Source organism: Rhizobium sp. WSM1274, assembly GCF_025200775.1.
GTDB lineage: Bacteria > Pseudomonadota > Alphaproteobacteria > Rhizobiales > Rhizobiaceae > Rhizobium > Rhizobium leguminosarum_I.
The window spans coordinates 4029017-4042240 of the sequence record NZ_CP104138.1 but is presented as its reverse complement, the minus strand read 5'-3'; the positions used below and the strand labels follow the sequence as shown (position 1 = coordinate 4042240).

At 58.1% G+C, this 13224-nt stretch carries 9 protein-coding genes and 3 pseudogenes; 7 read left to right on the top strand and 5 right to left on the bottom strand.

Annotation, left to right across the window (positions count from 1 at the left end):
• The first annotated feature begins 9 nt into the window (after positions 1-9).
• Complete coding sequence (locus N2600_RS19975) at positions 10-423, top strand: gamma-glutamylcyclotransferase family protein (RefSeq protein ID WP_222386959.1); 414 nt, start codon at positions 10-12, stop codon at positions 421-423.
• Positions 424-477: 54 nt separating this feature from the next.
• Here N2600_RS19975 and N2600_RS19970 read toward each other — a convergent pair whose 3' ends face one another.
• Entirely contained in the window at positions 478-1503 is a 1026-nt protein-coding gene (locus N2600_RS19970; protein ID WP_017967278.1) for a sensor histidine kinase, read from the bottom strand.
• A gap of 207 nt (positions 1504-1710) precedes the next feature.
• Here N2600_RS19970 and lov point away from each other — a divergent pair, with 207 nt between their 5' ends.
• A complete protein-coding gene (lov, locus tag N2600_RS19965) occupies positions 1711-2748 on the top strand; it encodes a blue-light-activated histidine kinase (RefSeq protein WP_162115693.1) in 1038 nt (345 codons plus the stop codon).
• Between the two features lie 568 nt (positions 2749-3316).
• A pseudogene (locus N2600_RS19960) lies at positions 3317-3475 on the top strand (integrase); the annotation flags it as partial.
• Between the two features lie 52 nt (positions 3476-3527).
• Here N2600_RS19960 and N2600_RS19955 read toward each other — a convergent pair.
• The 3 genes and pseudogenes from N2600_RS19955 to N2600_RS19945 form a co-directional block, all read right to left on the bottom strand.
• Positions 3528-3653: pseudogene (locus tag N2600_RS19955) on the bottom strand (helix-turn-helix domain-containing protein); the annotation flags it as partial.
• A gap of 145 nt (positions 3654-3798) precedes the next feature.
• On the bottom strand, positions 3799-5007 hold the full coding sequence (locus N2600_RS19950; RefSeq protein WP_260297212.1) for an MFS transporter: 1209 nt from the start codon (positions 5005-5007) through the stop codon (positions 3799-3801).
• A gap of 57 nt (positions 5008-5064) precedes the next feature.
• Positions 5065-6054 (bottom strand): AraC family transcriptional regulator, encoded by a 990-nt coding sequence (locus N2600_RS19945; RefSeq protein WP_170262965.1) that lies wholly within the window; start codon positions 6052-6054, stop codon positions 5065-5067.
• A gap of 261 nt (positions 6055-6315) precedes the next feature.
• Here N2600_RS19945 and htpG point away from each other — a divergent pair, with 261 nt between their 5' ends.
• The 4 genes from htpG (at position 6316) to N2600_RS19925 (ending at position 12696) form a co-directional block, all read left to right on the top strand.
• Complete coding sequence (gene htpG, locus N2600_RS19940) at positions 6316-8205, top strand: molecular chaperone HtpG (RefSeq protein WP_260297210.1); 1890 nt, start codon at positions 6316-6318, stop codon at positions 8203-8205.
• Between the two features lie 372 nt (positions 8206-8577).
• Positions 8578-9237 carry an ABC transporter ATP-binding protein gene (locus N2600_RS19935; RefSeq protein WP_260297208.1) on the top strand — a complete coding sequence of 220 codons (660 nt, stop codon included), beginning with the start codon at positions 8578-8580 and terminating at the stop codon, positions 9235-9237.
• The gene (locus N2600_RS19930; protein WP_260297206.1) at positions 9234-11636 is read left to right on the top strand and encodes an ABC transporter permease; all 2403 of its coding nucleotides are present in this window, start codon (positions 9234-9236) and stop codon (positions 11634-11636) included. Before N2600_RS19935 ends, N2600_RS19930 begins: the two co-directional genes overlap by 4 nt.
• The gene (locus N2600_RS19925) at positions 11626-12696 is read left to right on the top strand and encodes a lipocalin-like domain-containing protein (protein WP_260297205.1); all 1071 of its coding nucleotides are present in this window, start codon (positions 11626-11628) and stop codon (positions 12694-12696) included. Before N2600_RS19930 ends, N2600_RS19925 begins: the two co-directional genes overlap by 11 nt.
• Positions 12697-13038: 342 nt before the next feature.
• Here N2600_RS19925 and N2600_RS19920 read toward each other — a convergent pair.
• Positions 13039-13209: pseudogene (locus tag N2600_RS19920) on the bottom strand (XRE family transcriptional regulator).
• Between the last annotated feature and the right edge of the window lie 15 nt (positions 13210-13224).

Genomic DNA, 13224 nt, shown 5'->3' with positions numbered 1-13224 from the left:
CTGGCCCGGATGACACGGAAGCTGTTCGTTTTTGGAACTTTAAAAAAAGGCTTTCCTCTTCATGAGCAGGGACTTTTCCGCGCCAGGTTTCTTGGAATTTTCCGGACGCGGGAATGTTATCCGATGCTGATTGCCGGCCCTTGGTTCGCTCCGATGATGTTCAATGAACCGGGCATTGGCTATCGCGTCGTCGGTGAACTTTACGAGCCCGGCGAGGATACGATAGCAAGTTTGGATCGGCTGGAATCGATCGGCATACCCGGCAACCTGCGCGTAGTGCTAGACGTGGAACCAGTCGCCGGCGGGCCAATATGTTCAGCACTGGCGTACATGAAATCGCGTCGGCTCGCCGAGCCTGTTCACTCGAATTATCTGCGAGTCTATGAGGACAGTCGGTTTATCCCATTCGATCGGAGAGACTGAGACGCCTGCAGCCTGGCGCCGTGTGGTTTCCCCAATGCCCGCTCAACATTCCACTTATTCCTCGGCGTCGGAATAGGTCTTGTATTGCAGCTTCTGGAGCGACGCATCGAGCTTCAGGATGAACCCTGTCGGCGGGTAATCGAGAGCGACTTCTCCGAAGGCCGCCAGGCTGGAGTTGACGAGGCGCGTACCAAACCCCTTGTTGTTCGGCGCCACCACCGCCGGGCCCCCGGCTTCTTGCCACCTGAAGTCCAGGCGCTTTTCGCCCACCGCGCCGCGCACAGACCACTCGATTTCAATCGTCCCGGTATCGACCGACAGCGCGCCGTACTTGTTGGCGTTGGTGACAAGTTCGTGCAGCACGAGGGAAAACGAAAGAGCCGCCTGGGGCCCCAGTTCAACCGCAGGACCGCGTGCTTCGAAACGTCGTGACGCCTCAAGCCCAAGATTGATCGCGGTCGCCTCGACGATTGTCGCCATGGTCGTGCCCAGCCAGTTTTGCTGAAGCAAAATGTCGTGCGCCTTCGAATAAGCATTGATGCGTGCCGCGATCGACTGCTCCGCATCCTCCATAGAGCTGGCGTTTCGGAAGGATTGGCTGGTGATAGCCTGAACGACGGCCAGCGTATTCTTCATGCGGTGAGAGAGTTCGTGCATCAGGACGCGCTGTCGCTCCTCATTCTCTCGCTGCTCGGTGCGATCTCTCAGAATCTTTACGAAGCCCTCGACTTCCCCGTTGTCCGACGTCAACGCCATCATCTGCCCGGATGCCCAGAACGATGAGCCGTCCTTGCGAACGTGCCAGCGCTCATCATTGCCATGACCTTCCGTTAAAGCGGCAGCCATTTCCCGCTGGAGAATCCCGGCCTGCCGGTCTTCCTCGGTGAAGATCATGGCCGCGGGCTGGCCGATAATCTCGGGCTCATCCCATCCGAGAATCCGGCGCGCGCCCTCGTTCCATGTGGTTATCAGCCCATCCAAGTCCGTGGAGATGATCGCATACTCGATCGCGCTTTGCAGGATGGCTTCGAGAAAGCGCTCCCGTGACCGGCTGGAATTGGAAAAGAGTTTCATGATCATATGTTGCGCCTGATCCTCCGGAGCTGCAAGGCCGATCGACCACATCCCGATTCTATAGCGGAGGCCGTCGTGTTGACCAAGATGCGGATGTGGCTCTTCGCCGGGCAGGTGTCGGATGAGTAAATCACGCACTCAAACGAGCGACCTTCTCGGAAACAAAGATACGCGAGCCGCGTTATCAGCCGACGTCTTAGTGAGCGTGAAAGCATGACAGGCCATTCGAGAGAAAAACTGCATGGGGATTTGCCTTCCGCATCTTCAAAAGCAGCCTCCGCCGATCGGAAAGAGCTGGCAGCGATCGCGTTTGAACGCACCAGGATGCCGATGGTCGTCACCGACGCGCGTAAATCCGATCAGCCGATCGTGCTTGCAAACAAGGCATTCCTCGCACTGACAAGTTATGAGGCCCATGAAGTGTTAGGCCGCAACTGTCGTTTCCTGCAGGGCCCTGCGACGTCTCCGATCGCCGTCGCCGAAATTCGTGCCGCCATCGCCGGCGAGCGTGAGGTCAGCGTAGAGATCCTCAATTATAAGAAGAGCGGGGAGCAGTTCTGGAACCGCTTGCATCTAAGTCCCATCCATGGGGATGACGGAAGGATACTGTATTTCTTTGGATCTCAGATCGATATGACGGAATATCGGCGGATCGAGGCACTGGAGGCCTCCGAGCACCGCCTGCTGATGGAAGTCGACCACCGGTCCAAGAATGTCCTGGCAATCGTTGACAGCATTGTCCGTCTGAGCAATGCCGATGACCCGGCCCTTTACGCCGCCGCTATTCAACACCGCGTGCAGGCGCTCGCCCGTGCCCATACCTTGCTTGCTGCACGAAGATGGACAAGCGTTTCTCTTGAGGAACTCATTCGCCAGCAGGTGTCGCCGTTTGCGGCCACCCGCGCTTTTTTTAGCGGACCGGATATCAAAATGGCTGCGCCGGTCGTCCAGCCCCTTGCGCTCGTGCTCCATGAACTCGCTGTCAACGCAGCCCACCACGGTGCGCTTGCCGCTACGCAAGGTAAGCTTTCAATCAGTTGGAAGCCAAGACCGTCCGGGGCAGGCTTTAACATCCGGTGGCAGGAGGTGGGCATCGACACTCCGCCTAGATCAGCCAAACGAGGTTTTGGCACGGTGATTGTCGGCGCAATGGTTGAAAAGCAGCTTAAAGGACGTCTTCAGAAAATCTGGTCGGATGAAGGGCTGCTTATCGACATTGAGATCCCATCGGCAGGCTCGACCTCCGTGTGACGGATCTGTGCACTCGCCTCAGCAGTTGACGACTCAGAATTGGTGCGGTCCATAAAAGGTCGCCCACTTCATGCTCTCGCGGCGTCAGCGGAAGATGAAGGGAGCTTTGCTCCTTCATCCCTTTGCGACAATTTCAATGAAGGCTTCCTTATCCACCGGGCCCGGCGGGGTGCGGGGCACCGGACGCACAACCCCGTCAGTTCCGAAAGCAACCTCGCTTTGAGAACGCCCCTTTAAGTATGTGAATCGTGCGCCAGGCCGTCATGCTATTGCACAACGCCGTAGGCGGTCGCCATTAACGTTCCTCATCTTTGTTGAAAGGGCAGGAAGGTTTTAGTGTTGTTGCTGCGACCGAGTTTTCGCAGCAGATGGCGAACGCTACTTGCGAGGATAAGAGGGACCCTTGGCATGCCGAGACTCGGCTTAATGGATTGGCGAAGGAGCAACGACTTCGCTCCTTCCTTCGCACTTTCATGTCTTCATCGCAAGGGTTCGCTCGGTGCTGCCGAAAGATGCCTAGAGGCATCGCGACGTATCGTCTCTAAACTGTGCGGCAACCTTCTACCGTATTCGACCAGCATGGAACGCCGGCCGGAAGGTCGGCGTAAAGAAGCCCTTGAAGCAGCGCCAGATTTGGGCAATTCGTTTCTTCTTCGATAGGGAGAGGCGCATGAGAGACCGGGCGTTGTTCGATCTCGCAATCGACAGCAAGCTACGAAGGCTTGACTAAGTCCCGCAATTAAAGGGCCGATTGACAGCCCTGAACCAAAAGTGCGACCGATCTTGTAGCCGGTCTTGCGCGAGATGCCGAATTCCCGGCAAACATCGCTCATACCCTCGCCCTCAAGCAGCCGGGCGACAAATCGAAGACGTTCCTCCATGACCGAAGTCTGTCTCCACGGCATCAACACCTCCCGCTCCAAACGGAAAGTGTTACCCATGTCTCCGGTACAAAACGTCACCTACCTCTCAGGTCGGGCATGGTGTCCAGCTCTCGAGGACGCTTGCCTGTCAACGAGAGTCGCACTTGCTCAACCCAGAAGGGGAAGATCAGCTGCGAGGCTGCAGCAGCGCCAAGGCGACCGTCGATGCGGCTAGGACAGCGGTAACGGTCAAAGGACCGACAGCGCCGTAGTGATCGACGACATAGCCGCCGAAAACCGCGCCGATACTGATGGCGACCTGAAAAGAGACGACCATCAGGCTCCCCGCTGCCTCCAGAGCGTCGGGTGCTCCGCGGGACAGATTGGTCGGCAGCACCACCGGCGCCATGCCGAACGCTAGACCCCAAAGCGAAACAAAGGCGAACGCAACGCCGATATAAGCACCCCAAAGCACCAAGGCGAGCGCCGCAATCGCCATCAGTGCGGCGGTAACACCAAGCGCCAGGCGGATACTTGCGTCGGCCATTCGGCCACCGGCGACGTTGCCGATCACGGAGGCGATGCCAAACCCAAGCAGCGCTAAGGCGATCCATTCGGTTTTAAGGAGCGTCACTTGTTCGAGGAAGGGTCGCACATAAACCGAGCCAGCAAAATGCCCCGTCATTAGCAAAAGGATGGCAAGCATTCCCAGTTGAACGCCACGCCGGCCTGTGAGCCGGAACACGTCGGCGAGCCTGTTGCTTGTGCTTGCGGGCAGCGTTGGCAAGCTGAGCGCCTGCAGCACCATGGCAAGTGCGGCAAGCCCGGCGGTCATCGCCATGGCGATGCGCCATCCCAGCCAATCGCTGATCAAAGCGCCCATCGATGGCGCAGCTATGGTGGCGAGCGAGACGCCGAGGGTGACAACAGCCATGCCCCGACCTGTTGCATTGGCGCCAACCAACCGAGCGACGACCGCGACTGAAAGCGCCCAGAAGCCGCTAAGGGCGATGCCTAGCCCAGCCCGTCCCAACAACAATAGCCAAAAATCGGTCGCTAGTGCTGCGAGAATATTGGATGCGATCGCCAACGCGCTAAGACCGACCAGCACCGCCTTGCGGTTCAGTGTGCCGATAAGAACATTGCTCAATAGGGCCGTCACGGCGCCGACGGAAGCGGTCGCGGTGACGACCTGTCCGGCTGTCCCCTCGGTAATCCTGAGATCGCGCGCCATTGGGGTCAACAGGCCCGCCGGCAGGAATTCAGCCGATACCAGCGCAAAGCTGGTTGCGGCCATCGAAAGAACGGCAAACCAAGTCGCGGCACTCCAGGCGGCTGGCTCGCCGGTATCAAACTCTATCGCCGCGTCGTCGAGTTCTGATGTCGTGTCCGTCATTGAATTATCTCCACGTCTGGAGATTTCATAGACGAACTTCTTAAGATGATATGTATCTTAAAATCCGAAATTCATGTCGATTCGTCCAGAACTTGTGCGACGCACAATGCCCGGCGACACGCTGGTGATGCGTTTGAAGGCGCGAGCGAAGGATGCCTCGGATTCATAACCTAAACGGGAAGCAACTTCGGCAACTGACATGCCGCTTTGGCCCAGCAACTCGCTGGCAAGTTGCATCCGCAGACGGCCAAGATAACGTGCCGCGCCTTCTCCTAAGATAGCGCTGAAGCGCTCGGCAAAGATCGAGCGCGACTGGCCTGCCACGGCCGCAAGGCTTTCGAGGGTCCAGTTATGGCCGGGGTCCCGGTGCATCGCTGCCAACACACGACCGATGTGGGGGTCGCGGATGGCGGCGAGCCAGCCGGTGGTCGAGGCTCCGCTGCAATTCACCCAGCAGCGGATAAGCCGCGCTGCAAGCAAGTCTGCCATACGCGATAGGACGGTCGCGCTGCCCATCTGGGGCTGTGAAGCCTCCGCCGTCATCGCGGCCAGCAGGGGACCAACGATCGGGTCATTGCCGGCCACATCGCAGCCCTTGATGATTGGCGGCATCAAAGCGATCAAAGGATTAAGCGCATACGCGCTCAAAGCCATAGAACCGCAGAAGAGGGTACTGGTCGCACCCGTTCCTTCCCGAACCACTTCGCAGACGTTGCTGCCCAGACTTGTTATCTGACAGCTTTTGAGGGAGTCGCCCTCAACATCGGGCGCGCTGGCCAATCGATGCGCGATACCTTGCGGCAGCAGAACGAGATCTCCGTCGTTCAACTCCTGCCACCCTTGAGCTTCGGTATGGATCCAGCACGGACCTTGGCTCACGAAGTGAAAACGAAGCAGCTGTTGTTTCGGAAAGGCGATGCTCCACGGATGTCTGAGTTCGCAGCGCCCATAGTTGACGCCACTCAAGCGAAAGTCTTGTAGTACTTCGCTTAGCGCATCCATGGGGATATTTGGCGGCGACAAAGGTCGAGACGAATGGTCAAGCATTCAGCCAATTTAGGTCTCGACCGTCTGGCATGCAAGTACGATCGTGTCGCAAGGCAATTGTCTTCTGGAAAACTGCACCGCTCCGGTGAAAGGCGCTAATGCCTTCTGGAGCCCGAAGTCGCCAGACGGTTCTCAAAGAGACGCTGCGAGGATTGGGCGGCGCATGATTCCATCACGATCAGGGCTGTTCCCACCTTGATTTTTCAAACCTGTTTCGCCATTTGATCGGCGCTAATTCGCTTTCCTGGAGAACCCGAGCACATGACAAAGACTGCAGAACAGACCGCCGAAAGCCACGTCTTTGAGGCCGACGTTGCCCGCCTTCTGCACATGATGGTCCACTCCGTCTATTCGGATAGGAATGTGTTTCTGCGTGAGCTGATTTCGAACGCAGCCGATGCCTGCGAGAAACTTCGATATGAGGCGATCGAGACACCGTCGCTCCTCGGTGCTGATGCCGAAAACCGGATCACGCTAACGCTGGACGAAGAGAACCGGCAGCTTATCGTCGAGGACAATGGCATCGGCATGGGCCGCGACGAAATGGTCGAGGCGCTGGGAACGATCGCGAGATCGGGGACCCGGGCGTTTATGGAGCGAATCGAAGCAAACAAAGCCGCTGAAGGTGCTCAACTGATCGGGCAGTTCGGCGTCGGCTTCTATTCCTGTTTCATGGTGGCGGAGCGTGTCGATGTGATCTCGCGTCGAGCCGGAACGCAGGAAGCCTGGACATGGACTTCGGACGGCAAGGGAAGTTACAGCGTGAGCTCGGCAACGAGCCTCACTGAAGCTCCATCCCGTGGAACGCGTATCGTCTTGCATCTGATGGAGGACGCTAAGCAATATACCTCCCGCTGGACCATCGAGCGTATCGTCAAGGAACAATCCGGCCACGTGCCAGTTTCGATCCGCCTTATTGAGAAACCGGGCAAAGAGCCAGTCCAAATAACGGACGGCACCGCACTATGGACGAAGTCGAAGAGCGATGTCAGCAAGGAAGAGTATACGGACTTTTATCGTGGCGTCTCCGGGCAGTACGATGAACCGGCGCTGACCGTACATTTCCGTGCTGAAGGCCGGCAGGAATATACGGCTTTGGCGTTCATACCCGGAACACAGCCTTTCGATATGTTCGATCCCGAACGCAAAGGAAGAATGAAGCTATACGTCAAGCGGGTGTTCATAACCGATGATGCGGATCTGCTGCCGAGATACCTGCGCTTCGTTCGTGGGTTGGTCGATACCGCCGATCTGCCGCTCAATGTTTCTCGTGAGATGATCCAGGAAAGCCCTATCCTGGCGGCGATCCGCAAGGGCATCACCAGCAGGATCATCACCGCGATAGAAAAAGTCGCTGAAAGTGACGCCGACGCCTTCCTCAAGTTCTGGGAGAACTTCGGCGCCGTCCTCAAGGAAGGCATTTACGAAGATTTCGAACGACGCGCTCAACTCTTGGCGCTTGCTCGGTTTCGGACGTCCTCATCGAACGAAGGCTATCGTTCACTTGCCGACTACGTCAAAGATGCCAAGGAAGGCCAGAACGCGGTCTATTATGTGGCGGGCGGCAGCCTTGATCAGCTTAAGGCATCACCACAGCTTGAAGGGTTCCGGGCGCGCGGCATCGAAGTGCTGCTTTTGTCGGACTCAATCGACAGCTTCTGGACGATGAATGCTCCAGACTATGAAGGCAAGGCGTTCAAGTCCATCACGCAGGGTGCTGCGGATCTCGCACAGTTTGCGAAGCTTGACGGTCAGACAACGCAGGAAGCGGAAGACAACAGCACGGCGACCTTCCTTGTATTCGCCAAGCAAAAACTTGCCGACCAAATTGCCGATGTCCGGGCTTCGGACCGTCTGACGGAGAGTGCCGTCTGCCTCGTAGCACCCGAAGACGGCTATGACAGGCAGATGGAAAAAATCCTGCGGAACGCCGGTCGCCTTCAAGATGCGTCCAAGCCGATCCTGGAGATCAATTTGCTGCACCCTTTGATCAAAGCGATTGCGAGCGTGGAGGGTGATGCTTCGTACCAGGAGGACGCCGCGTTCTTATTGCTCGACCAGGCCCGTATTCTAGATGGAGATCGGCCAGCGGATCCACGCCGATTTGCCGAGCGGCTTGCACGGGTCTTTCAGAGGTCGGTGCAGTCGTAGCAACAAGCAGAGGGTGGGGTTGGTCTGATCCAGCCTTTCGCGAATATGCGGCGGATGTCGCAAGCGGCGCTTACCCGGCCGAGAAGCATAAGGTTGCGTTAGAGCCACACCAACTGGAGCTTTTTCTGACTAGGCTTGGGGGCGCTGCGGGATAAAAAATGTGGCGTTGCAGGATAAATTTCGATGACATGAACATGGAGATTTGCTGCGGGAGGCGAACCAGCACCCAGACGCCGAGATTGTCGGAATAACCGATACATCCGCAGAACGGGTGCAGCCAGCGCTCGCGGCCTTCAAGAGCTTGCGATCCCTCTCGAAAGTTCTTAGGTCGAGGGTCTCTGCATTGTGCAAACCCGTGCTTAAGAGACCGAGATGATCCTCATCCTTTCAGGTGTTCAAAAAGCGTATTCCACGGCCGAGGGCCTCATCGAAATCCTGAAGGGCATCGACTTGGAAGTCGCTGCTGGCGAAAGCGTCGCGCTCACCGGAGAGTCCGGCAGTGGCAAAAGCACATTGCTGCATCTGGCAGGCGGGCTCGACCGCGCAGACAGCGGCTCGGTCGTGATGAACGGCAACGACCTGGCGCTATTTGGAGAGAACGAACGGGCTCGATACCGGAGAACAAGCGTTGGTCTTGTTTTCCAGCAGTTTAATCTCATCCCATCCCTGAGCGTCGCAGCCAACATTTCGTTCCACGCCAAGCTCGCGAACCGGTACGATCAGGCTTGGGAAGCGCAGTTGATCGAGAAACTGGGACTGCGCGAATACACCGCTCGGTATCCCGAGCAGCTTTCCGGAGGCCAACAGCAGCGCGTTGCAATCGGGCGAACCTTGGCTGCCCGACCACCTCTCATCCTTGCTGACGAGCCAACGGGCAACCTGGATGAGCAAACGGGCGATGCCGTCCTCGATCTGATGCTCAATCTGGCTCGGACGGCCGGATCGGCTCTGCTTCTCGTCACTCACTCCACGAGGCTTGCAGCGCGTTTGGACCGAAAGGTCATCCTTCGCGGTGGGAAGATTGCCGAATGACCTTCGTTGCATTCGCAGCCTTGCTGTCACACTGGTGTCGGAGACCTCTCCAGCTGCTGACGCTGGTCATGGGCATTGCGCTGGCGACAGCTCTCTGGTCCGGCGTTCAAGCTATCAACGCCGAGGCGAGAGCGAGCTATGCCCGGGCGGCATCGGTTCTGGAGCAAGGCAACCTCCGGCAGATCGTCGCCAAGGACGGTGATGGCATAGCGACTGAGGTCTATGGCGGCCTGCGTCGAGCGGGCCTCAATGTTTCGCCCGTAATTGAGGGCAGCTACCGCTTCGGAAGCATAAGGCTCCGTTTGGTCGGGATCGAGCCTCTGACGATGCCAAGGGACTCCCCGAATGCGACGATCGCCAGCGGTTCAGATCTATCCGCCTTCTTTTCAGCCAGCGGACAGTTGCTCGTGTCGAGCGCCACTGCCGAGCGGCTTCGTGGTGCCACAAACATGAGCATCAAAATCGATGGCAACGTTCCCGACGGCGCCGCCTTCGTCGATATAGCGGTCGCCGATCGATTGCTCGAGAAGCATGGAAAAATCGACCGCCTGGTGGTCGCAGGCAATCAAAAGATTTCCGCCGAAGCAATCGACCAGGCGGGATTGACGATCCGCGAACCGCCTGAACAACCAGACGTCGCTCGCCTCACAGACAGCTTCCACCTCAACTTGACTGCCTTCGGCTTCCTTTCGTTCATCGTCGGGCTCTTCATCGTGTATTCGGCCACGGGCCTGAGCTTCGAACAGCGTCGAGGGACTTTTCGGACACTCAGATCGCTTGGTGTCTCGCTTCAAGCATTGACCACGATGCTCCTGATCGAGCTTTCGCTGCTGGCGCTGATGTCGGGCTTGATCGGCGTCATACTCGGCTACGTCATAGCATGGCTCCTCATGCCGGGCGTCGCCGCGACCCTCAGGGGCCTCTACGGCGCGAATGTGTCAGGCTCACTTTCCATTCGGCCGGAATGGTGGTTGGCTGGACTGGCGATTGCTCTCGGAGGAACCGCTGTCTCGTCAGCTCAGAGCCTGTGGCGGGTTTGGAAACTGCCGATTTTGGCTGCCGCACAGCCGCGAGCGTGGGCAAGAGAGTCGGCCAGATCGCTTGCCTTTCAAGCGGGAATAGGTGGATTTCTGCTGATCTTGGCTGCTATCCTGGCGACTACTGTGTCCGGGCTGCTGGCGGGTTTTGCGACACTTGGCTGCCTGCTGCTTGGAACAGCTCTGATGCTACCTGGACTTATTGCGGTCATCTTGACCAGAGCGCAGCAATTGTCGCGAAGTGCCCTCATGGAATGGTTCTGGGCCGACACCCGCATACAGCTTCCCGGCTTGTCGCTGGCTTTGATGGCTCTGCTGCTGGCGTTGTCGGCAAACATCGGCGTCGGCACGATGGTATCGAGCTTCCGGCTGACTTTCACCGGATGGCTGGATCAACGCCTGGCCGCCGAGCTTTACCTGACTGCCAAGGATGAGGAGCAAGCTGTGCGGCTCCGGGCCTGGCTTACCAAACGCTCGAGCGCGGTCTTGCCCATCTGGAGCGTGGACGGCGAGGTGCTTGGCGAACAGATCCAGATCTTTGGCGTCGCGGACGATCCAACTTACCGAGAGCACTGGCCCTTGATTGCTTCCGACAATGACGTTTGGGATAAGGTCGCCGCCGGGCAGGGTGCTCTCATCAACGAGCAGATGTGGCGTCGAGGCGAAGCGAAGATCGGCCAGCCGTTGGCCATGCCCGGAGGTTGGAGCTTAACCGTGGTCGGCGTGTACTCGGACTATGGAAATCCGAATGGGCAAGTGATAATCGGGATCAAAACGCTGGTCGATCATTACCCCGATGTCCCGAAACTTCGCTACGGGGTCCGAGTGGCTCCCGAGCGAGCGCAGGATCTCAAGCGCCAGTTGGTCGAGGAGTTTGGTCTGTCGGATACCGCCATCGTTGATCAGGCTTCGCTCAAGCGACAATCGAGAGCGATTTTCGACCAGACGTTCAAGGTGACGGGCGCGTTGAATGTCCTCACCCTTGCTGTGGCAGGATTTGCCATGTTCTCAAGTCTCCTGACGCTGTCTGCTATTCGGCTTCCGCAGCTCGCGCCGGTGTGGGCAATGGGTGTCCGGCGACGGGATCTGGCGCTCTACGAAGTTGCCCGGACACTTGCTCTTTGGATGGCGACATTTATGGCTGCGATCCCGGTCGGGCTTGCCCTGGCGTGGGTTCTGCTTGCGATCGTGAACGTAGAGGCTTTTGGTTGGCGATTGCCAATGATGGTGTTTCCAATGGACTGGTTTTGGCTGGGAACAATCGCTCTTATTGCTGCATTGGCATCGGTGCTGGTGCCGGTACGGCGTCTGGCCTCGGTAAATCCTGCGGACCTGCTGAGGATTTTCGCCAATGAACGGTAGATTGTCGGCATCTGTCCTGATAGCTGCGGCTGTGATCTGGGCGAACGGTCAGACATTTGCGCAGGGCTTTGCCGGATTGGGATCGGATGCGCAAGGTTTTGCGATCCCCGAGCGGGGCTCTATTCTTTCTTTCCCCGCCGATCATGGTGCTCATCCTGATTATCGCATTGAGTGGTGGTATGTGACCGCCAATCTCGAAGATGAGAATGGCAGGCAATACGGAGCGCAGTGGACGCTGTTTCGCTCTGCGCTGGCTCCGGGAGACAGGGTAGGTTTCGCGGATCCGCAGGTCTGGATCGGGCACGCGGCGATCACCACACAAGGCCATCAGTATGTTGCGGAGCGCTTGGCGCGGGGAGGCGTCGGGCAGGCGGGTGTGGCCGCAACACCATTTCGGGCTTGGATAGACGAGTGGCGGATGGAGGGTAGCGAGCGAACCAGCTTGGACGTCCTTGGCAACGTTTCAGTCTCTGCGGGCGGGCCGGACTTCAGCTACACCCTAGACATCAAGGCCGACGGCCCGCTCGTTCTTCAGGGAGACAACGGCTTTTCCGTGAAGTCGGCGAACGGACAGGCGAGCTACTATTACTCACAGCCCTTCTATGAAGTGGCGGGGACGATCACGACGTCCGGATCGCTGGTTAAGGTCACCGGCAAAGCGTGGCTGGACCGGGAGTGGTCATCGCAACCACTCGCGTCCAATCAGACGGGCTGGGACTGGTTCTCACTGCATCTGAACTCCGGCGAGAAGTTGATGGCTTTTCGGCTTCGTGACGACAAGAACGGGTTCATCTCCGCGAACTGGATATCCGCGGATGGACGAACGACACCTCTGTCGAAAGACGACATCCAACTGGAGCCAATTCGGAACGCAACCGTCGATGGCCGCCAAATGCCGGTAGAGTGGCGTATACTGTTGCCGGGTAAGTCGCTCGATATCACGACCAAACCGTTGAACGACCGGTCTTGGATGGCGACCTCAACGCCCTATTGGGAGGGGCCGATTAACGTCACGGGCTCTACGTCAGGCGTCGGATATCTTGAGATGACCGGGTACTAGCTGTTACCTTTGACAACGGGCAACAGCTCCTTCGTTGAAGGGTGCAAGCTCGCCAGCCCTTCGGTAAATTCCTGCAGGATCGATCGGAGTCTCGCCTATTCAGGAAGCGTCCGGTGATGTGTTGATTAGTGTTTCAGGGGTCGATCCGCCCGAATGGATCGCGCGGCCGAGCGTTGACGAAGGTCCTGAAGCGGTAGCGCGGGCTCAAGCGAGGAGCGGTCAGTGTCCTCACGCCAGGCTCGGTCATACTCGAACATGATCGTCTCGGCACCACGCACGCGATTACTCCGCGCCAGCCCGATTGGACGTGTGCGGCCGTGTCAGTCGAGATGAACTTCGAAATCAGCCATCACGCGACGATCGCTTCGGGTGGGCGTGTTTACGGAACTGCGCGCCGGCGAGCGACTGACCAGCTGTGATTACTAATGTCGGCGACCTGGCTCAGTGCAAGCCGAGTGCCTGTAGAACGCCTGCGTAGATGCCGATGCTGACATTGGTGTCCCCGGCTTCGATCTTTTGTAAGCGGCA